Below are 19,687 nucleotides of genomic sequence, written 5' to 3' on the forward strand. Positions count from 1 at the left end.
AAACCCGTCTCACAAAAAGTGAGGCGGGTTTTTTGATGAGTGAGTCGTCAGTGCTGCCCTGGTCGCTGCCGCAGCCCTTCGACCAGCGCTGCGTCCGGCGTGACCGCCACAGTGCGTTGGCCTTCATAGACCACGAAGCCGGGCTTGGACCCATTGGGTTTGCGAATTTTTTTAACTTCGATCCAGTCAACCGGCACGTTCGCGCTGGCGCGGCTCTTGGAGAAGTAGGCGGCGAGGTTGGCGGCGGCCATCAGTGTCTCATCACTTGGCTCGCTCGAGTCGATAATCACGTGCGAGCCCGGCACGTCCTTGGCGTGGAGCCAGATATCGGTTTTCTTGGCCTTGCGCAGCGTCAGCTGGTCGTTTTGCAGGTTGTTCTTGCCGACCCACAGCTTGGTGCCATCCGGCGCGTAGAACTCCTCAGGTGCCGCAACCTTGTGCTTGAGCGGCTTCTTGCCTTTTTTTTGGACCTTGAGGTAGCCACCGTCCTGCAGTTCCTGGCGAATGTCGTCAAGGTCCTTGGGGCTGGCCAGCTCGATTTGCGCCGCGATGCCTTGCAGGTAATCCAGCTCGGCCTGGTTCTCCTTCATCTGCTGGTTGACGAAGGCCACGGCGTTGCGCAGCTTCTGATACTTGGAGAAGTACTTCTGCGCGTTTTGAGACGGCGACAGCTGGTTGGACAACTTGATGGTCAAAGGCTGCATGTCGTCATAAAAATTCGGCAGGGTGACTGTGGTCATGCCACGGGTGACCTGCGCCAGGTAAGTGGTCAGCACCTCGCCGCGGACGCGGTACTCGTCTTGCTTGGCGCTCTCCGCCAGCGTCTTCGCCAGCTTTTTTTGCTTGCGCAGGTCCTTGTCAATCACGTTGTTGAGCACGTGAATCATGTTGCTGCCCTGGTTGTGGACCCGGTCGTGCTCCGCCTTTTGGACGTAGAATTGATCTAGCATCGCAGACAGGGTCGGGTACGACCGCGCCGTGCCGGCCAGCGTCCGGTAGGCGATGGCCGTGAAGTTGACCCGCTCCCCGGTGGTGATGGTCGGCGTCGGATTATCGAAGCCGGCGAAAAAATCATGCCAGGCCGCATCGACATCCCCGGTCGCGGGGTGAGTGAGGCGCTCGGCCAGCTCCGCCGCAGAATCGCCGGCCAGCCCTTGGTAATGGCGCTGAAGCAGCTTGGCCAGTGGCAGGTCAGCGGTCTTCATCAGCTCGCGGTAGCCGCGACTGACGTCTTGGAACGGATCGACCCTGTCCTGGCGCGGTGGTGCCACGTACTGGGCCCCGGGCATCAGCAGGCGGTAGCGGTTTTGATCCGGGCTGACGTGGCGAATCAGGTCCAAAATCCGGTTGGCGTTCAGATCCACCAGCGTGATATTGGAGTGGCGCCCCATCAGATCAATCACCAGGCGCAGGCTCAGGTCATCGCCCAGCTCGTCTCGGGCGGCAAAGTCCAGCTGCAACACCCGGTCGTTATCCACTTGAGCCAGGCGCTTCAGGGTGGCAGAGGCCAAGTACTTGCGCAGCGTCATGGTGAAGGTTGTCGGCACCGCCGGATTGGTGTAGGGAATTTGAGTAATCTGGACCCTAGCGTATTCGGGGTGGGCCGACAGCAAAAGCGGCCAGGTCTTGCGTTCCGCCCGAATGCCCAGGATCACCTCGTTGGCGTAAGGTTGGGTGATTTTGTTGACGCGGCCGCCGACCAGCTTGGCCGCGAGCTCACGCGCCATCGCGTGGGTGAACATCCCATCGAATGACATAATTGCCTCCTTCGGATCGCCCCGAAGTGGGGCGTCATCATGCCTATCATTGTAACGTTTTTGCCGCAGCCACGCAAAAGTCGCCGGTTACAGTTGGCCTTCGCGGTGAAAAATATTCAAAAATAGGCCGTTTCATGGTATGGTAAAAGCAGTAATTTTCGAAAAAAGGGTGAGACGATATGAAAATCGCGGTCGTTACGGACAGCACAGCCTACCTGACACCGGCACAGGTCCAGGAGTCGGGCGTGACCGTCGTCCCGATACCGGTCATCTTGGATGGCAATGTATACGATGAGGGCAAGGACATCACCACCGCAGCATTCTACGAAAAGCTGCGCAGCGCCAAAACCTTCCCCAACACCTCGCAGCCGCCGCTGGGTGAGATGCTCAAGCTCTACCAAAACCTCGCCAACGAGGGCTATGACACCATTTTAAGCATCCACTTGGCCAGCACCATCTCGGGCTTCGTGAACACGCTCAAGGGGGCGGCCAGCGAGATTCAAAACGCCAACGTGGTGGTTTACGACTCGCAGATTACCGTCATTTTGATGGGGGAACTGGTGATGACGGCCGCTCGCATGGCCAAAGCCGGGGCGGACATCACGACTATCGTGGCCGCCTTGGACGACCTTCGCGCCACCATCGGCGAGTACTTCATCGTCAACGACTTGCAGAACCTGGTCCGAGGCGGCCGGCTGAGTAACGCGGCCGGCTTCATCGGCGGGATGCTGAAGATCAAGCCACTTTTGACCTTCGACGACGATTCGCACAAGATCGTGGCCTTCGAGAAGATTCGCTCGCTCAAGAAGGCTTACGGCCGCGTCGAGGATCTGTTCGCGGCTGCGCTTGAAACGGTGAATTACCCGGTCAAGGCCTGGATCATCGACGCCAACGACCCGGAGGCCGGCGCGGCTTGGCTGGCCGAGATGCAGACGCGGTTCCCGGACGTGAACTGGAGCCGCTCGTACTTCGGCCCGGTCATCGGCACCCACCTGGGGGAGAAGGCCATCGCGCTGGCCTGGATTCTCGACGCGGCACCACACAATTAATTGCGACTGCCCGGCGGCCGGCAGCTCGGTCGGCGACGGCTGAAGCTGCTGGTCGTTTTTCGCACGGCCGCCGAGCAAGATTGGCCAACTCCATCAGAAAGCGGTTCTTATATTGTCAGCTTTTTGTTATAGTAGTGACGGACGGCGCGTGCTGCCGCCACGCTTGAGTTGGAGGCTTTGCCATGTTTATTGAGACACCGCAGCCAAGTGGTCGGATTCTGTCCAGCCGCGAGGTATACGCAGGACCGATTTTTTCGGTCCTGCAGCAGACAATTGACACCCCGGATGGGCTGCGTGTGACGCGTGACCTGATTCGCCACGCCCAGGCCGTCGCCATGCTGGCGATCACCCCGGATGACCGGGTCTTGGTCAACCGCGAGTACCGCGTTGGCGTCAACCGCGAGTCTTTCGCGCTGCCGGCGGGGCTGATCAATACCGGAGAAACGGTGCTGGCAGCCGCTCGCCGCGAGCTGCAAGAGGAAACCGGTTATCAGGCGCTCGACTTGTCGGAGCTTGTAGCCGTGCATTCCAGCGAGGGCATGACCGACGAACTCGTTCACCTGGTGCTTGCAACCATCGACCCAGAGCAAACCACGGCCAAGCACTTCGACCAAGACGAGTTCGTGCAAAGTGCCTTGGTGCCACTTGAGGAAGTCAAGGCTGCGGTTCAAGCCGGTCAGATCACCAGCGCCCAAAGCGTCAGCGCCTTAAGCTACTACCTCGCTTTCATTCGCCACGACTAGATTGGAGACCGTCTTGAAAGACATCAAGTTCATCGCCACCGACATGGATCACACGCTATTGACCGAAGCCGGGACTTTGCCGCCGCACTTTGGCGACTACCTGGACCGCCTGGAGGCTCTGGGCATTCAGTTTGCCATCGCCTCCGGTCGACCGCTTTACACGCTTCAAAACCTGTTTCCGGACCACAAAGACCGGCTGACGCTGATCTGCGACAACGGTGCGGTGGTCAGCCACCGCGGCCGCATCCTGGACAAGGTGTTGATGCCCCAGGCCGCCTATCAAGACATGGCCAGCTTCGTTAAGGCCCACACGGATGGTCGCCCGTTAGTGTGCGGGATCAACGCGGCGATTGCAGACGAGAAGGACCGCCAATACGACGCCGTCTACCGGGAATTCTACCACAACCTCACCTTCGTGCCGGACGCGGCGGCCTGGACAGGCGAGGCCGATAAGGTCACCATTTACCTACCCAACGGCGACGCCAGGGCGACCTTCGACCAGCAAATTGCACCGCGCTACGGTACTCGGTTCTCGGCCGCGGTTTCGGGTCCGGTCTGGATTGACATCATGATGAAGGGCGTCAACAAGGGAACGGCGATTCAGGCCATCGGGACCAAGCTCGGGATTGCGCCGAGCCAGATGATGGCGTTCGGGGACACCTTTAATGATGCGGAGATGTTGTCGACGGTGGGTTACGGATACTTGGTGGCGAACGCCCATCCGGACATGGCACGCTTTGCCAAGTATCGCACGGCCAGCAACAATGACTACGGGGTTTTGAAGGTCTTGGATCAAGTCATCGCCGCCCAGTCCTAGGAGGCTACCATGGAACTCGCTCACGTGACCATCGCGTTTGCCGATTATCTTGACTACAACAAGTACCTCCTGCGGCACAACACTAACTGGCTCGTTCGCCTGTCGGAACGCGTCAGCCCCTACCTCGGCGTTTTGTTGCTGCTGTTTGCCGGGCTGTTTCTTTGGAATCGGCGCTACCAAGAGGCGGCACTTTACGCCGGGCTGGGCATCGCCTCGCTGCTGGTTGGGTTGCACCTCGTGCTGAAGTGGACGGCCCAACACGAGTTCAAGCGGCCTAAAAACGCTGAAATGTTCGCACCGCGAGACATGGTGCTCGATGCCACCGGTATCACGCTGACAACGCCGCACGGGCAAAGCCACACCGATTGGGCCGGCTACCTGAAGGTCGGCGAAACCCAGCGCGTATTTGTGTTTCTGGTGGCCCACCGGCTGGCCCAGATTCTGCCCAAGGCCGGGCTGACGCCGGATCAGATTGCGCAGCTACGGAATCTGATCGCCGCCAACGTCGCGGACACCACGCTGATGAAGTAGGAGGTCACCATGCGGGACTTAACCGTATTCGCAACACAGCAACTGCCACCCTTGGTTGCAGGGCAGGAGGTGACGTTGGCCCTGCGCAAAAAAGGGGCGGCCGCGGCCGTCGTCGCCGACGCACAGCCGCTAGCCGTCGTCGTGACCTGGCGTTCGCGCCGTCATCCAACACTATTGCGCTTCACCTGTGCCTGCACCGCGGCCGGCGAACAATGGGCACCGACGCGCATTGCGGATGCGGTCGTTACGGCCGCGATTCAGGCGGCCAAGGCCGTTCGGGCCAAGGGCCTGCTCCTGACCACCGCGGCCACGACGCCATTGATAGCTGCCATGGTCTCGCGCGGGTTGCGGCGCATCGCCACAATCTACCAGCCGCGCCTGAGCTTGGCCAACGTTGCCGTGCCACAGACCGCACTGCCGGCAGGGGCCGAGCTACTTAGCGCCGCCGGGTTAGCGCAGTCCCAGGCCCTGCAGGCCGCGCTACGCAGTCAGGCACAGCTCACCTATGCAGCCCAGCACCCGCTGGATCCGGTCAATCCGGCTGCAGTAGCTGCCTTAGCACCAAAGCTTGCAGACCTAGTTGCCGACGTGCCGGTTGCACTGGATGTCAACGGCGACCTACGCGCGTTTTGCTTGGTCCATCCCGTCAATGACACCACCGCCAAGCTCGGCCTGGTATGGGCCCAGACGCCCCAGGAGCTGACCGCGTTGGCTGAGCAAACGCTGAGTACCCTGGCCAGCCGCTTCTCCTGGTTGACCGGTGCGGTGTCGGATCTTGATCCCGCGGCCGTGCAGGTGGCTCGGCTGCTGCGTCAGCCACTGGGTCCCGAAGTGGCAAAGTACGTCTTACTATTCTGACTCGCTTGGAAATCCGGCCGCCGCGCCGGTTTTTTCGTCGTGTCGCTCCATGATAATCTCAACCAGCGAGCCGAACGGGGTGGGGGACGTCACCCGCTCGCCGCTTGGCACGAAACCGCAATCGGCGTATAGGTGCTGGGCCCCATGGTTGGCCGCCAACACCACGAGGTAACAGATCGGCTGAGTCAGCCGCGCTAAGGCGCCTTGCAGCAGCCGGCGACCAAGCCCTTGGCCCTGAAACTCAGGCAGCACGTAGAGGGAATACACCTCACCCTGGCCGGCTCGCGCTGGCCGCCGGGCAGGGCCGTATGCGCAGACACCAACGATTCGTCCGGCCGCGGTTTTGGCCAGCAGAGTTGTCTCAATCCGGGTTTCGGGGTGCCAGGTGGCCGGCGTCAGGCTGGCCAGGTAGGCCGCTGGCACCAAATTCCGGTAGCTCGTTCGCCAAGTCTGCCAGTACACGGCCGCGACGGCCGTGAAGTCATCGCTCGGGCAGGCAGGGGTAATTCGAAAAGCGTTCACAGGAGTCCCTTCTTTCCATTTTGCTAACATTATAATACAATTAGGGTCATGATAAGTCCGTAAATCGGATTTGTCATGACCCCGCAGTGTGCTTCCGAGAAGCAGGTGCCTGGTCTAGCCCCGACGCTCAGCTGATGACCCTTAGGAGACGGTAGACGATGGACATTCTTGAAAAGAATCTGCGGCGGCTGAGCGGTCGCCCGGATCCCTTGCATTTCACAGACAAGCAGATCACCTGGCTTCTAGCACACATCGGGGACCTTGACGGTGCGATTCGTGACGACTTAGTGTATCAGCTGCTGGTGCGAGGCTTCAGTGCCGGCGGCTTCACGCCGGAACAAAAAAGAACCATCGCGACCACGGCCACTGCCTCCTCATGGCTGTTTGAAGGTATTGAAGTGGTAGAAGGGCCCCTCCGTGTTCACCCGCACCTTCACCGCGCTGCTGGGTCAGCTGATGCTGAGTGCGGACCACACCGCGCCTTTTTTGACCACGGCACAGCGCGAAGTCTGGTTGACCTGGGCGCTGCGCTACCTCAGGGCCGAGCACGATTGGCGGGCCTTCGTACCTGGCCACGGCTGGGCCCATGGCATCGCGCATGGCAGCGACCTGCTGACGGCCGCCGTGGCGGTTCCCAGCAGCGGTGAGGCCTACGCTAAGGCCGCGCTGTTGGCCATCAGCGACGTGCTGGACCGCCTGACCGTGCCATTTGCCGCCGACGAGGAGGAACGTCTGGCGATGATTGTGGTGCAGGTCAACGACCGCTATCCCGAGGCAGTGGCGCAGTACTTGGCCAAAACCGATGCCGGACGGTGGGAGGCCATGTCGGCCAACACCGACACGCCAACGGCCTATTACCAGCTGTCTGCGTGGAAACGCATCTTGCAAACACTGCACTTCACCAGCGGTACCTTGCAGGCGCAGGTCACCCCGCTGATTCGCCATTACTTTAAGGCCAGCGGGTATCCCGTGGCCGCACAGGAGGACAAACCGTGACCCTCACCATCGCACCGCTGACGCAGACCAACGCACTGCGCATCGCCAATGAATGGCATTACCCAGCACCTTACGATTTTTACGACGCCACGGCCGACGCCGAGGATTACGCCGAGCTAATCGATCCCGTGGCACGTGGTGATCAGTATTTTCAGGTCACCGAAGCGGACACGCGACTGATTGGCTTTTTCGCACTGGCGTCAACAGACGACCCGGCGGTCACTGAACTTGGCCTAGGCATGGCACCGAACCAGACCGGCCGTGGTCGCGGTCTGGACTTCTTGAGGCAGGTTTTGACAGCGGTCCAAGAGCTGACTAACGCGCAAACTGTGCTGTTGGATGTGGCGGCCTTTAATAGTCGTGCCCAAAAAGTGTACCGAAAGGCCGGCTTCGTCGCCGTGAGGACACATGACCAGCTGACCAACGGTGGCCACTACAAGTTCATCGAAATGCGTGGCCCGGCAAGGCCGCCTCAAGTGTGACAATCAGCAACTGGGCGTCACGATTCAACAATGTGCCAGGAAGCAAGCGCGGCACTAGATCATCTTGGTATTAAGCTGACACGAGAAAGACGGGAGAGGGCTGGCAGTCGGTGACGCTTTTTTGCTCTCTTTCTAGTTAACATAATACATATTATGCGAAGTAACGTAACTGGACGAATTAAACGGGGCTTCTCCGCCGAATTCCAAATCTGACGACTGCACAACCCAGCGTTTTACAGCCTAAGTGTGACCTCACTTAACGCATATTTAGCGTGATCCACACCCAAGTAATCTTCAAGCAGCTGACCGATGATCGTTTTTTAAATGGCGGCTTCACCTTATGTGTTGAACTTTGTTGAAGTCGATTATTCTCAGGTCTTAAATTATCCGCTCACATCAGCAAACTCACATCAGCAAACTCACATCAGCAAACTCACATCAGCAAACTCACATCAGCAAACTCACATCAGCAAACTCACATCAGCAAACTCACATCAGCAAACTCACATCAGCAAACTCACATCAGCAAACTCACATCAGCAAACTCACATCAGCAAACTCACATCAGCAAACTCACATCAGCAAAACACGGCCCGAACGCTCATCGCATTCGGGCCGTGTTTTGCTGATGCAGAATCGGTGAATCTGCCGACGCGTCGGCACGTCATCTCAGATACTCAATTTTGAACAAGTGTTCGCAGCCCGGTCTCAACCAAACGACGGGTTTCCTAGTCGACAGATGAGAAGCTGGCAATCGTGTCTGCATCCAGGCGCCGGAGCAGCGCGTTGACCAGCTGGGTGGCAGCCTGGAAGTCATTTAAGGCCGTGTAATTGAAGGCCGTGTGCTCGTAACGAACCGGGATGCCGACGACGATGGTCGGAATCCCTTTCCAGTAACCGATGGCCGCCCCATCCTGTCCCCCACCGGTGCGAACCGCCCGGGTGTATGGCAGGTGCAGCTCGTCGGCTAGGTCAGCAGTGAACTGCTGGAACTGCGGGTTGGCGATGTAAGTGGTGTCCAGGTCGCGCAGCATCGGACCGCCCTTCATCCGCGTCTGGCTCAGCCAGTCGGGCTCGAACGTGTCATCCGCCGGAACGCCTTCATAGACAATGGCGAGGTCGGCCTCAACTTTACGGGCCGTCACGTAAGCGCCGCGCAGCCCGACTTCCTCTTGCGTCGAAAGTCCCGCGACGACATCAACGTTCAGGGACTCACCGTCTAGCGTCGCCAAGGTGTCGATCATGGCCGCCGTCCCGATGCGATCATCGAATGCCTTGCCGAAAAACATCCCGTGAGCGGCGTCAAACTGGCAATCCACCGCCGGGACGATTGGGCAGCCGGTATCGACGTCGAAATCGTTGATGGTTTCCTCACGGCTGGTGCTGCCGATGTCGACGGACATCTCGGCAATCTGCGGCACCGCGTTGCGCTCTGCGGCGGTCATGAAGTGCGGTGGCTTGGTCGCGACCACCCCGGGAATATACTCGCCACGCTTGTTGCGAACCAAGACGCTCATCGCCGGCACGTTGGTCGGCACGAAGCCCCCGAGCGTGACGAACTTCAACAGACCGCTCGGCCGCACCGCCTGAACCAGCAGGCCGACCTCATCGGCATGGGCATCCAGCTGAATCACCGGCCGCTTACCGGTGTTGCCGTGCCGGCGCGTGATTGCGTTGAACATGCCATCGATTGTCGTGTCCCCATAGTCGGCCACGGCGTCGCGGTACAGACGAATGACCGGCTGTTCGAAGCCGGAGGGGCCGAACGCATTGGACAGGTCCTGAATCAATTGAATCTGCTTGGTGGTTTCCATCGTCAATTTCTCCTTTTATTGGCCAAAAAAGCCCGTTTCCGGGCTTTCGGTGCGTCTACGCTTCATAGGCCTTCTGCAGTGGTGGCACTACTTGCTTCTTGCGGGATACAACGCCAGGCAGCGCCAGGCGGTGAGCGGCGTCAAATTTGACGTCAAAGGCCGCCTCCAGCTTGTCGAGATCCGCCCCAAACGCCAGTCCAAGGGAGTTGGAGTTCAAAATGTCCGTGGCGATCAGAACAAAGGTGTCGTAGCCGTTCTTTTCGGCCTCAGCCTTCATCGTGGCCTCAATCGCTGCCTGACGCGCCTCGATTTCGGTGAGATCAACCACGTTGACCTGGCCAATGCGAACCGTTTGGCCCGCCATCGTGAAGCTCTTGGCGTCGCCTTCGACGATGTCCAGGTCGGACTTGGCGGCTAGGTTGGTGCCAGCCTTGAGCATCGCCAATCCGTATGTCTGCAGGTCGATGCCGGCAATCTTGGCCAACTCCGGCAGAATCTGCCGTTCAAGCTTCGTGGTGGTCGGGCTCTTCAGCAGCAAGGTGTCCGAGATGATACCGCTGGCCATCAGCCCTGCCAGCTGCGGCGAAATGGTGAAGTGCTTCTCCTGGAACAACTCGTAAATGATCGAGTTGGTGCTGCCGACGGGCTCCGCCCGGTAGTACAGCGGTGCCGCGGTTTCGAAACCGGCGATGCGGTGGTGGTCAACCACGGCCAAAACGGTTACATCCTTGATGTCAGCAACGCTTTGCTGAGGTTCGTTGTGATCCACCAGCATCACGGTGTCGGTTTCGTTCGCCGCGGTCTTGATCACGCGCGGTGCCGTTTGCTTGAAGTAGTCCAGGACGAATTTCGTCTCGTCGTTCGGTTCGCCCAGTGCCACCGCCTCGACGTCGGTGTTACCGAGCTGACGCTGGAATTCCGCAAAGCTGATGGCACTCGTCAACGCGTCGGTGTCGGGGTTTTGGTGGCCAAAAATCAATGTCGTCATGTTTCGATCTCCCTTGTGATTGTCAGTTCTTACTCATTCAGTTTAACACGGTTCTCGGCCACCCGCGACAGGTAATCTTTGGTCTCCAAGTAGCGGTCAAAGCCCTCCAAAAACTGGGCGACCCGCGGGATTTCGTCCTTGCCCTTGCGGTAGACGAAAGCTAGCTCGAAGCTAATCGCCGGGTCAAAGGCCACCGCGTAAGCGTGAATCTGCTCCTGATGCGCCTGGTAAAAGGAGTTCGGCAGTGCCGTGTTGACCCCGGTGCGGTTGAGAAACTGCGTGATCTGGTATGGCGTGGTGAACTGGGCCACGCACTGCGGGTAGTCGACCATCTGATTCTTGTAGGCTTCCTTGAGAATGTGGCTGAGGAAGTAGGATTCCGGGTACGTCACCCACGGGTTCTCGATGGTGTCGTTGAAGTGGACCCGCTTGCGCTTGGCCAGCTTCTCGCTGTGGTGCAAAAACAGCAGCTGCTCCTCGACGATCCGGCGCGACTCGTAAGGCTTCCAGTTCTTGATGGTGTCATCCGGCAGGTACATGATGGCCAGGTCGATCTGGTTATTCTCAAGGTGCTCCCAGATCTCGTGGCGGGTCATGTTGAGCAGTACCACCTGCACCTCGGGGTTTTCCAGGTAGTAATCGGAGATGAAGCCGGTGAACGCGGAGTCTTCGACGAAAGCCAAAAGCCCGACCCGAATCACCCCCGTGTTGGCGTTGCTGGCCTGCTGAATTTCGTCGGTCGCGCGGTTGAGCACATCGTATATGTCATGCGTGGCCGCAAGCATTGTGCGGCCAGCGTCGCTGAGGTGCAGCTTCTTGCCGACAGAGTAGAAAAGCGGTGCCCCAACGGTTCGCTCCAGCTTCTTGATCTGCTGTGTCAAGGCCGGCTGGGTGATGCCAAGGAGCTGCGCCGCCTGCGTGTAATTCATGGTTTCGGCAAGCTGGAGGAAATACGACAATGTCTTGGAAGAAAAAATGCTGTCCTGCTTAGTCTTCATCATTGGGCCCTCTTCTTGCGCGGTTCTCGCGCTTTTATTAAATGAAACTTCTCACTTAATAATAAGATAACTAAAAAGGAGACGCAACCTAAATCTGCGTCTCCTTATCATTTCTAAAAGTTGGATGGGCTTACTTTGCAGGGCGCCAGCTCTTCCAGCCGGTGTAGTCGGCGGTGTGCAGCAGCGCCTCGGCGTTCTTAATCCGCGCCGCAGTCGGTGGCTCGATGCCCTCAAGCGGGTACGTGATACCCAACTCGTGGTACTTCTTGACCCCGAGCGTGTGGTACGGGAGCACCTCAACTTTTTGAATATTATTTAGCGTCTTGATGTAGTCCCCAAGCTCGGCGAGGTAGTGATCGTCGTCGGTGCGTTCCGGCACCAGGACGTGGCGGATCCACATGTCGCAGTGGTTGGCCGACATCCACTGAATCATGTCCAGAATGTTCTCGTTGCCAAAGCCGGTCAGCTTCTTGTGCTCGGCCGAGTTGATGTGTTTGATGTCGACCAGCGAGATATCGGTGACGGCCATCAGCTGCTTAAACTTCGAGAACCACGGCTCACTGCGCGTGAACGGGTTGCCCGAAGTGTCGAGACATGTGCTGATGCCACGCGCCTTGGCCTTGGTGAACAGATCGAGAAGAAAATCAATCTGAACCAGAGACTCGCCACCAGAACAGGTCAACCCGCCGTCCTCACCCCAAAACGCGCGGTAACGCTGGCAGTCGTCCAAGAGCTCGTCGGCGGTCATTTCGTCGCCGACGCCGATGTTCCAAGTGTCGGGATTGTGACAGTACTGGCAGCGCATCCGGCACCCCTGCAAGAAGATGACGAAGCGAATGCCAGGGCCATCGACGGAACCGAAGCTTTCGACGGAGTGGACGTACCCCTTGACCGGCCCCTCCGGTTCAAGCCCGACCTGATCCAAAATGTTCAGCGGATTGCTGTTATCGACTAATTTCATCGTTTGTCCTCCATTTCTGGTTGCCGCGGCGGCGGCCGGTTTTGACCACAAGCGGCAAGGTTTTGCCGCCTCTGGACAAAACGGGAGCCATGGGCTCCCGTTTCGCTAGTGCATGACTGTAATTGCTGACTACATCTCTTCGAAGAAGGTCCGGGAGATAACGTCGTCTTGCTGTTCCTTGGTCAGGTCTGCGAAGTAGACGCAGTAGCCGGACACCCGAACGGTCAAGGTTGGGTATTCTTCTGGGTGCTTCTGGGCGTCAATGAGGGTTTCTTTGTTGAAGACGTTGATGTTCAGGTGCATGCCGTTGTTGGCCATGTAGCCGTCGATCATGTTGACCAGGTTGGTCTTACGCGTCTCGTCGTCGTGGCCCAGCGTGTTCGGGGTCACACCGAACGTGTTGGAAATCCCATCGGTTGCGTAGTGGTACGGAATCTTCGCGGTGGACATCAGGGAAGCCAGGGCACCGTTCTTTTCAGCACCGTAAGCCGGGTTGGCACCAGGCGAGAACGGCAGGCCGCGCTTGCGGCCGTTAGGGGTCGTCCCGGTGTTCTTGCCGTAAACCACGTTGGAAGTAATGGTCAAAACAGAGGTGGACAGCTTGGCACCATGGTACAGGTGGTGCGTGTTCATCTTGTTGTAGAAGTACTTGATCAGCCACTTGGCGATGTTGTCGGCACGGTCATCGTTGTTACCGTAGCGTGGGTAGTCGTCGTTTTCAACTTCGAAGTCGACGGCAACGCCCTTTTCGTCACGGATTGGGTGAACCTTACCGTACTTGATCGCGGAGATGGAGTCAACGGCGTGGGAGAAGCCGGAGATCCCGGTGGCGAACGTGTAGTCGAGGCGCGTGTTCTTCAAGGCGAGCTGAGCGGATTCGTAGTAGTACTTGTCGTGCATGTACTGAATCGCGTTCAGGGCGTTGACATAAACATCAGCCAGCCAGCCAGCCTGAATGTCGAACTTCTTCATGAATTCGTCGTAATCAATTACGTCGGAACTGATTGGCTCGGTTTCAGGACCAACTTGGGTCTCGCCGATTTCGTCCATCCCACCGTTAATGGCGTAAAGGATGGCCTTCGCCAGGTTAGCACGGGCACCGAAGAACTGAACGCCGCCGGCGATAGGCTGAGCGGAGACACAGCAAGCGATGCCGTAGTAGTCCGTCCCCCATTCGTTGCGCATCAGGTCATCGTTTTCGTACTGAATCGTGGAGCTCGTGATCGAAACTTCGGTCGCGTAGCGCTTGAAGCCGGCCGGCAGCAGATCAGACCAGAGCAGCGTGATGTTCGGTTCCGGAGCGGCGCCCATGTTGTCAAGCGTCTTCAGGAAGCGGAACGCGGTCTTGGTGATGTGGTGGCGACCGTCAAAGCCAACACCGCCCAAGGACAACGTTGCCCAGATTGGGTCACCGGAGAACAGGGAGTTGTACTCTTCGGTGCGGATGAAGCGAACCATGCGCAGCTTCATGACCAAGTGGTCGATGAATTCTTGCGCCTTCTCTTCGGTCAGCAGACCGCGCTTCATGTCGCGTTCGATGAAGGCATCGATGGTGGTATCGATGCGGCCGACGGACATCGCAGCACCGTTTTGGGTCTTAACGGCGGCCAGGTAGCCAAAGTAGATCCACTGGATGGCTTCCTGCGCGTTGGTCGCAGGCTTGGAGATATCGTACCCGTAGCTTGCAGCCATCTTCTTGATGTCGTTCAGCGCCTTGTACTGATCGTTGATCTGTTCGCGCAGGCGGATGATATCATCGGTCATTTCACCGTCGCCGGTGTTGTTGAAGTCCTTGAACTTCTCGGCCATCAGCTTGTCAATCCCGTAGATGGCAATCCGTGGGAAGTCAGCAACGATGCGGCCACGCGCGTAAGCATCCGGCAGACCGGTGACGATCTTGTAGTGACGCGCCTTACGCATATCAGGGGTGTAAACATCAAAGACCCCTTGGTTGTGCGTCTTGTGGTAGGCGGTGAAGATCTTGTGCATCTCAGGATCTGGCTTGTAGCCGTAAGCTTCAAGGGCGTCCTCGGCCATGCGGATCCCACCGAATGGCATGAAAGCACGCTTGAGCGGCTTGTCGGTTTGCAGACCCACGATGGTTTCGAGGTCCTTGTTCAGGTAGCCAGGGCCGTGGCTGGTAATCGTGGCAACCACGTTGGTGTCGGCATCAAGCACGCCGCCAACTTCGCGTTCCTTCTTCTTCAGGTTCAGCACCTGGTTGTTGAGGGTGGTCGTTGCCTCGGTTGGGCCGGCGAGGAATGATTCGTCGCCGTTGTATTGGGTCAGGTTGTGCTGGATGAAATCGCGAACGTTGATCTCGTCCTGCCAGTCCCCACCGTTAAAGCCTTCCCAGTAGGTCTTGATGTCAGTCTTGTCTAACTGCTTCATCTGTGTAGCCTCCTAATGTTGATTTCATATCACAGATTTTACATTCTTAGTATAACACGTCACAGGTCTTATGCAAGCACTTTCTTTGCCGCCATTTTGGGGCGTGAATCGCTTTCGCCACAAGGCGTTGACCCGATAGTTCGCTAAATAGTTCACAAATTTCGCGAAAAAAGATGTGCCCTCCGCCGCTTGTGTAAGCGGTTGAGGACACATCGTGTAATAGTACAGATTTGACGATTTCGTTATATAACAGAAAGCGTTTTTCACAAAGACCGGCGGCGTCGCTCAGTCTGTTGACGGTGTCGGTACCTGGGTTTGATGGACATAGACCGGCTTGCCATCAACGTCCGTGTCGATGACAAAGGAGCCGTTGGAGTAACGGTCCCCTGCCGGATAATCGGCTGGCCGAATTTCACAGACTTGGTCGGTTGCGGTCAGGACCTGTAGCAGCGTGTCTGGCTTCACCTCACGCATGGCGACGATGCGGTGTGGATCGCGCTTGAGCTCGCGCAAAATCATCAGGCCGCGCCTTGCCCGGGTCCCCAACCCCATCTCCTTGAGCTTCATTTTCTTGAAGGCACCGCGCTGGGTGACGATGCCGACTTCGGTTTGCTCGGAGTCGGCGGCCAAAATGTAGTTGACCACTTGGTCGCCGTCCTTGAGGTCCATGCTCTTGACGCCAGTCGCCCGGGCCCCAATCAGGCTGACCTCGGCCAGCGGGAACTGCTGACCGTAGGCGCGATTAGTCGCCACAAAGACGGTCTGTTGGCTGTCCGGCGTTACGAAGTAAACATCCGTCACCGTCGCAGTCGCAGCCTTGAGCTTCATCGCCACCATCGGCCGGCTCTTGTAGTTGCGCTGCGGCTGCAGGTCAGCCAAGGCCACTTGCTTGATGTAGCCGTCGGTTGAGCCGAGGACGAAGTTGCCCGGGGTCTCCAGGCTCTGAAGGCCAAAGGCAGCCACCACGTGCTCACTGGGGTCAATGCCGACGGTTTGACTCAGGTGCTCGCCGGCGTCCTTCCAGCGCTGGTCGGCGATTTCGTGAACCGGTCGGTAGACGACGTTGCCGGCGCTGGTGAAAATGTACAGGTGATCCAACGTGCTCATTTCCTGTTCGAACAGCGAAAAGTCGTTGGCCTTGAGCCCGTTGTCAGCCGCGGCCACCGCCTGGAAGCTGCGCAGCGAGCTGCGCTTCAAGTAGCCGTCGCGCGACACCAGCACCATCACGCGCTCGTCGGCGACCACCACGGTGGTGTCGACCTCAAGGGTTTCGATTTCCGATTCGATACTCGAGCTGCGGTCGTTGCCGTAGGTCTTGGCGATGGCGGCGAGTTCCTGTTCAATAACGGCGTCTCGGGCGACCGGGTTGGCCAGGATTTCCTGGTACTCGGCGATTGACTTCGCCAGGGCCGCAGCCTCAGCCTCAAGCGCCGTGATATCTGTGTTGGTCAAGCGGTAGAGCTGCAAGGACACGATGGCCTCAGCCTGGGCCACCGAGAAGTCATACTGGGCGACCAGGTTCTTTTTGGCGTCAGCCTTGTCGGCACTGTGGCGAATGGTGTGGATGACCTGATCCAGAATCGAGAGCATCTTGATCAGGCCCGCCACGATGTGCTGCCTGGCCTGGGCCTTTTGGAGGTCGAACTGGGTGCGCCGGGTGATCACTTCGCGGCGGTGCTTGAGGTAGGCCTCAAGCATCGGGGCCAGCCCCAGCTGGCGGGGCTTCATGTCGGCGATGGCGACCATGTTGAAGGAGTAGTTGATCTGCAAATCGGTGTTTTTGAACAGGTAGGTCAAAATCCCGTCGGCATTGGCCTCCTTCTTCAGCTCAATCACAACGGAAAGCCCGAAGCGGTCGGATTCGTCTCGGACCTCGGCGATGCCGTCGACCTTCTTGTTGAGGCGCAGCTCGTCGATTTTCTTGACCAACAGCGCCTTGTTGACCTCGTAAGGCAGCTCCGTGATGACAATCTGCTGCTTGCCGCCGCGCAGGTCCTCGATGTGCGACCTGGCCCGAACCACAATCTTGCCGCGGCCGGTTTCGTAGGCCTGGCGAATGCCGGCCACGCCCTGAATGATGCCACCGGTCGGAAAATCCGGGCCCTGAACGAATTTCATCAGGGCTGCCAAGTCAGCGTCTGGGTGCTTCATCAGGTACAGCAAGGCGTTGATCACCTCGCGCAGGTTGTGCGGCGGGATTTCCGTCGCGTAGCCGGCCGAAATTCCGGTCGCGCCGTTGACCAACAGGTTGGGAAAGGCCGCCGGTAGCACCGTCGGCTCCTCGGTTGTGTCATCGAAGTTCAGCACCATGTCGACGGTAGCCTTGTCGATATCTTTGAGCAGCTCACCGGCGATTTTGGACAGCCGGGCTTCGGTGTAACGCATGGCGGCCGGCGGATCACCATCCATCGAGCCGTTGTTGCCGTGCATCTCAATCAAAGGCTCGCGCAGCTTCCAGTCCTGAGACAGCCGCACCATCGCCTCGTAAATCGACGAGTCGCCGTGCGGGTGAAAGTTACCCATGACGTTGCCGACGGACTTGGCCGACTTGCGAAACCCCTTGTCAAAGGTATTGCCATCCTGGTTCATCGCGTAAAGAATGCGCCGCTGCACGGGTTTGAGCCCGTCTCGCACATCGGGCAAGGCACGTTCTTGGATGATGTATTTCGAATAGCGGCCAAAGCGTTCGCCCATGACGTCTTCAAGCGTCATGTCTTGAATCTGGTTAGCCATGCTCACTTTCCTTTCTTCGACAGCTGCGATTTAATCTGCTTGACGCCGAACTGCATGTCGGTGTGATCGGCGGTCTTAGTCTCCATGATTGACCCGTCGTCGTCCATGTCAAAATCGACGTTGGCCTCAATCCAGTCGCGCCGCGGCTCGACGCGATCACCCATCAGGGTGGTGACGCGCCGCTCGGCCAAGGCACCGTCTTCGACCCGGACCCGAATCAGGGTTCGCGTCTCCGGGTTCATCGTGGTTTCCCACAGCTGATCGGCGTTCATCTCACCCAGCCCCTTGAAGCGGGTCAGGGTGTAACCCTTGCCCATCTTCTTCGTTTCTTTTTCCAGCTCTTCGTCGGTCCAGGCGTAGGCAATTTTGACGCCTGCGCCCTTGCCCTTTTGCAGCCGGTACAAGGGTGGCAAGGCGATGTAGACCTTGCCGGCGTCCATCAAGGGGCGCATGTAGCGGTAAAAGAAGGTCAACAGCAGAATCTGGATGTGGGCCCCGTCGGTATCGGCATCGGTCATGATGATGACCTTGTCGTAATTGGCGGCGGCCAGGTCGAACTCCGCGCCGACACCGGCGCCGATGGTGTAGATCATCGTGTTGATTTCTTCGTTCTTCACGATGTCGGCCAGCTTGGCCTTTTGGGTGTTCAGCACCTTCCCGCGAAGCGGCAAAATCGCCTGGAACTTGCGATCGCGGCCCTGCTTGGCGGAACCGCCGGCGGAGTCCCCTTCGACCAGGTACAGCTCGTTTTTCTTGGCGTTCTTGCTTTGCGCCGGGGTCAACTTGCCGGACAAAAGCCCCTGGTCCTTCTTCTTGCGCTTGCCGGTACGGGAATCGTCTCGGGCCTTACGCGCCGCCTCCCTGGCTTCTCTGGCCTTGATTGCCTTGCGCACCAGCTCCTGGGCGGCCTCGCCGCCTTCCATCAGCCAGAAGCTCATTTTTTCGTAGATCACGGCGTCGACCACCGCGCGAGCCTGCGGGGTCCCGAGCTTGCCCTTGGTTTGACCCTCGAACTGCAGAATCTCTTCCGGAATCCGAACCGCCAGCACCGCGGCCAACCCCTCTCGCACGTCGGAGCCTTCAAGGTTTTTGTCCTTGTCCTTGAGGAGGTTCACCTTCCGGGCGAAGTCATTGAATGCTTTGGTCAAGGCGCTGCGCATCCCCGCCTCGTGGGTGCCGCCGTCGCCGGTTCGCACGTTGTTGACGAAGCTGATGGTGTTTTCCGAGTAGCCGTCGTTGTACTGACCGGCAAAGTCGACCACCACACCGTCTTTTTCGCCCTCAAAGTTGAACACCGGCGAAACGGTGTCGCGGTCCTCGTTGAGGTACTTGACGAAGCTGACTAGCCCGTCTGGATAGTGATAGGTCTCGACGCGACCGGTGCGTTCATCGGCCAGCGTGATCGCGATGTTTTTGAGCAAAAAGGCCGACTCGCGCAGCCGCTCTGCCAGCGTGTCGAACGAGTAGGTCGTGGTGGTGAAAATGGTCGGGTCGGGCTTGAAGGTGACGGTCGTGCCGTTGGGCTCGTTGACATTCCCCAGCTTCTCCAACCCACCGTCCGGATGACCGCCGTTGATGAAGTGCTCGACAAAAGCCTGCTTGTCTCGGACCACCCGCACGGTCAGCCGCTCACTCAGCGCGTTGACCACGCTTGAGCCGACCCCGTGCAGGCCACCGGAGGTCTTGTAGGAGTTTTGATCGAACTTCCCGCCGGCGTGCAGCACCGTCAAGATGACCTCAATGGTCGGCTTGCCGGACGCGTGCATCCCCGTCGGCATCCCCCGCCCGTGGTCGACGACGGTGATCGAGTTGTCCTGGTGGATGGTGACTTTGATGATGTCTCCAAAGCCTGCCAGTGCCTCGTCGACGGCGTTGTCAACGATTTCGTAAACCAGGTGGTGAAGGCCGCGTGCGTCGGTCGACCCGATGTACATCCCCGGTCGCTTACGCACGGCTTCCAGGCCGTGCAGCACCTGGATCGATGAATCTGTGTAAGTGTCACTTGCTTTCGCCATGATGTGCTCCTTTTTGAATCTAACTCTCACTA

The 19,687-nt window shown here is 58.5% G+C and carries 16 protein-coding genes; 7 read left to right on the forward strand and 9 right to left on the reverse strand.

The annotated features are described in order from the left end of the window. Positions 1-47 precede the first annotated feature (47 nt). A complete protein-coding gene (locus ACYVRZ_RS00790) occupies positions 48-1,757 on the reverse strand; it encodes an NFACT RNA binding domain-containing protein (RefSeq protein ID WP_461223956.1) in 1,710 nt (569 codons plus the stop codon). Positions 1,758-1,936: 179 nt separating this feature from the next. Here ACYVRZ_RS00790 and ACYVRZ_RS00795 point away from each other — a divergent pair, with 179 nt between their 5' ends. The 5 genes from ACYVRZ_RS00795 to ACYVRZ_RS00815 all read left to right on the forward strand — a co-directional run bounded on the left by ACYVRZ_RS00795 (position 1,937) and on the right by ACYVRZ_RS00815 (position 5,755). Then, complete coding sequence (locus tag ACYVRZ_RS00795; RefSeq protein WP_461223958.1) at positions 1,937-2,806, forward strand: DegV family protein; 870 nt, start codon at positions 1,937-1,939, stop codon at positions 2,804-2,806. A gap of 182 nt (positions 2,807-2,988) precedes the next feature. Further along, entirely contained in the window at positions 2,989-3,549 is a 561-nt protein-coding gene (locus tag ACYVRZ_RS00800; protein ID WP_461223960.1) for an NUDIX hydrolase, read from the forward strand. A 13-nt stretch (positions 3,550-3,562) separates the two neighbouring features. Further along, complete coding sequence (locus ACYVRZ_RS00805; protein ID WP_461223962.1) at positions 3,563-4,366, forward strand: Cof-type HAD-IIB family hydrolase; 804 nt, start codon at positions 3,563-3,565, stop codon at positions 4,364-4,366. A 9-nt stretch (positions 4,367-4,375) separates the two neighbouring features. Continuing rightward, entirely contained in the window at positions 4,376-4,897 is a 522-nt protein-coding gene (locus ACYVRZ_RS00810) for a YcxB family protein (RefSeq protein ID WP_461223964.1), read from the forward strand. A 9-nt stretch (positions 4,898-4,906) separates the two neighbouring features. Next, positions 4,907-5,755 (forward strand): hypothetical protein, encoded by an 849-nt coding sequence (locus ACYVRZ_RS00815; RefSeq protein WP_461223966.1) that lies wholly within the window; start codon positions 4,907-4,909, stop codon positions 5,753-5,755. Here ACYVRZ_RS00815 and ACYVRZ_RS00820 read toward each other — a convergent pair. Next, positions 5,747-6,277, reverse strand: coding sequence for a GNAT family N-acetyltransferase (locus tag ACYVRZ_RS00820; RefSeq protein WP_461223968.1), 531 nt, complete (start codon positions 6,275-6,277; stop codon positions 5,747-5,749). The genes ACYVRZ_RS00815 and ACYVRZ_RS00820 overlap by 9 nt on opposite strands. Positions 6,278-6,694: 417 nt before the next feature. Between ACYVRZ_RS00820 and ACYVRZ_RS00825 the strand changes: the two genes are divergently transcribed. Both ACYVRZ_RS00825 and ACYVRZ_RS00830 read left to right on the forward strand, forming a co-directional pair. Continuing rightward, the gene (locus ACYVRZ_RS00825) at positions 6,695-7,273 is read left to right on the forward strand and encodes a DUF2785 domain-containing protein (protein WP_461223970.1); all 579 of its coding nucleotides are present in this window, start codon (positions 6,695-6,697) and stop codon (positions 7,271-7,273) included. Then, positions 7,270-7,755, forward strand: coding sequence for a GNAT family N-acetyltransferase (locus ACYVRZ_RS00830; RefSeq protein WP_461223972.1), 486 nt, complete (start codon positions 7,270-7,272; stop codon positions 7,753-7,755). Before ACYVRZ_RS00825 ends, ACYVRZ_RS00830 begins: the two co-directional genes overlap by 4 nt. A gap of 728 nt (positions 7,756-8,483) precedes the next feature. Here the strand turns inward: ACYVRZ_RS00830 and ACYVRZ_RS00835 are convergent. From ACYVRZ_RS00835 to parE, 7 genes are all read right to left on the reverse strand, one after another. Continuing rightward, on the reverse strand, positions 8,484-9,569 hold the full coding sequence (locus ACYVRZ_RS00835; protein ID WP_461223974.1) for a M42 family metallopeptidase: 1,086 nt from the start codon (positions 9,567-9,569) through the stop codon (positions 8,484-8,486). A gap of 55 nt (positions 9,570-9,624) precedes the next feature. Continuing rightward, on the reverse strand, positions 9,625-10,557 hold the full coding sequence (locus tag ACYVRZ_RS00840) for a manganese-dependent inorganic pyrophosphatase (RefSeq protein ID WP_461223976.1): 933 nt from the start codon (positions 10,555-10,557) through the stop codon (positions 9,625-9,627). 29 nt (positions 10,558-10,586) lie between these two features. Further along, positions 10,587-11,555, reverse strand: coding sequence for a LysR family transcriptional regulator (locus ACYVRZ_RS00845; RefSeq protein ID WP_461224530.1), 969 nt, complete (start codon positions 11,553-11,555; stop codon positions 10,587-10,589). 130 nt (positions 11,556-11,685) lie between these two features. After that, complete coding sequence (gene pflA / locus ACYVRZ_RS00850; RefSeq protein ID WP_461223978.1) at positions 11,686-12,516, reverse strand: pyruvate formate-lyase-activating protein; 831 nt, start codon at positions 12,514-12,516, stop codon at positions 11,686-11,688. Between the two features lie 129 nt (positions 12,517-12,645). Continuing rightward, a complete protein-coding gene (gene pflB / locus ACYVRZ_RS00855; RefSeq protein ID WP_262314624.1) occupies positions 12,646-14,907 on the reverse strand; it encodes a formate C-acetyltransferase in 2,262 nt (753 codons plus the stop codon). A gap of 285 nt (positions 14,908-15,192) precedes the next feature. Beyond that, a complete protein-coding gene (parC, locus tag ACYVRZ_RS00860) occupies positions 15,193-17,640 on the reverse strand; it encodes a DNA topoisomerase IV subunit A (protein ID WP_461223980.1) in 2,448 nt (815 codons plus the stop codon). 2 nt (positions 17,641-17,642) lie between these two features. Then, positions 17,643-19,655: a DNA topoisomerase IV subunit B gene (gene parE / locus ACYVRZ_RS00865; protein ID WP_461223982.1), complete on the reverse strand. Its 2,013-nt coding sequence runs from the start codon at positions 19,653-19,655 to the stop codon at positions 17,643-17,645. Between the last annotated feature and the right edge of the window lie 32 nt (positions 19,656-19,687).

This window comes from Lacticaseibacillus suihuaensis, assembly GCF_054785075.1.

What these genes read in the sequence shown, in the direction of transcription:
- ACYVRZ_RS00790 (WP_461223956.1), bottom strand. Translation starts at nt 1,757, where the DNA reads ATGTCATTCGATGGGATGTTCACCCACGCGATGGCGCGTGAGCTCGCG.
- ACYVRZ_RS00795 (WP_461223958.1), top strand. Translation starts at nt 1,937, where the DNA reads ATGAAAATCGCGGTCGTTACGGACAGCACAGCCTACCTGACACCGGCA.
- ACYVRZ_RS00800 (WP_461223960.1), top strand. Translation starts at nt 2,989, where the DNA reads ATGTTTATTGAGACACCGCAGCCAAGTGGTCGGATTCTGTCCAGCCGC.
- ACYVRZ_RS00810 (WP_461223964.1), top strand. Translation starts at nt 4,376, where the DNA reads ATGGAACTCGCTCACGTGACCATCGCGTTTGCCGATTATCTTGACTAC.
- ACYVRZ_RS00815 (WP_461223966.1), top strand. Translation starts at nt 4,907, where the DNA reads ATGCGGGACTTAACCGTATTCGCAACACAGCAACTGCCACCCTTGGTT.
- ACYVRZ_RS00835 (WP_461223974.1), bottom strand. Translation starts at nt 9,569, where the DNA reads ATGGAAACCACCAAGCAGATTCAATTGATTCAGGACCTGTCCAATGCG.
- ACYVRZ_RS00840 (WP_461223976.1), bottom strand. Translation starts at nt 10,557, where the DNA reads ATGACGACATTGATTTTTGGCCACCAAAACCCCGACACCGACGCGTTG.
- ACYVRZ_RS00845 (WP_461224530.1), bottom strand. Translation starts at nt 11,555, where the DNA reads ATGAAGACTAAGCAGGACAGCATTTTTTCTTCCAAGACATTGTCGTAT.
- pflA (WP_461223978.1), bottom strand. Translation starts at nt 12,516, where the DNA reads ATGAAATTAGTCGATAACAGCAATCCGCTGAACATTTTGGATCAGGTC.
- pflB (WP_262314624.1), bottom strand. Translation starts at nt 14,907, where the DNA reads ATGAAGCAGTTAGACAAGACTGACATCAAGACCTACTGGGAAGGCTTT.
- parC (WP_461223980.1), bottom strand. Translation starts at nt 17,640, where the DNA reads ATGGCTAACCAGATTCAAGACATGACGCTTGAAGACGTCATGGGCGAA.
- parE (WP_461223982.1), bottom strand. Translation starts at nt 19,655, where the DNA reads ATGGCGAAAGCAAGTGACACTTACACAGATTCATCGATCCAGGTGCTG.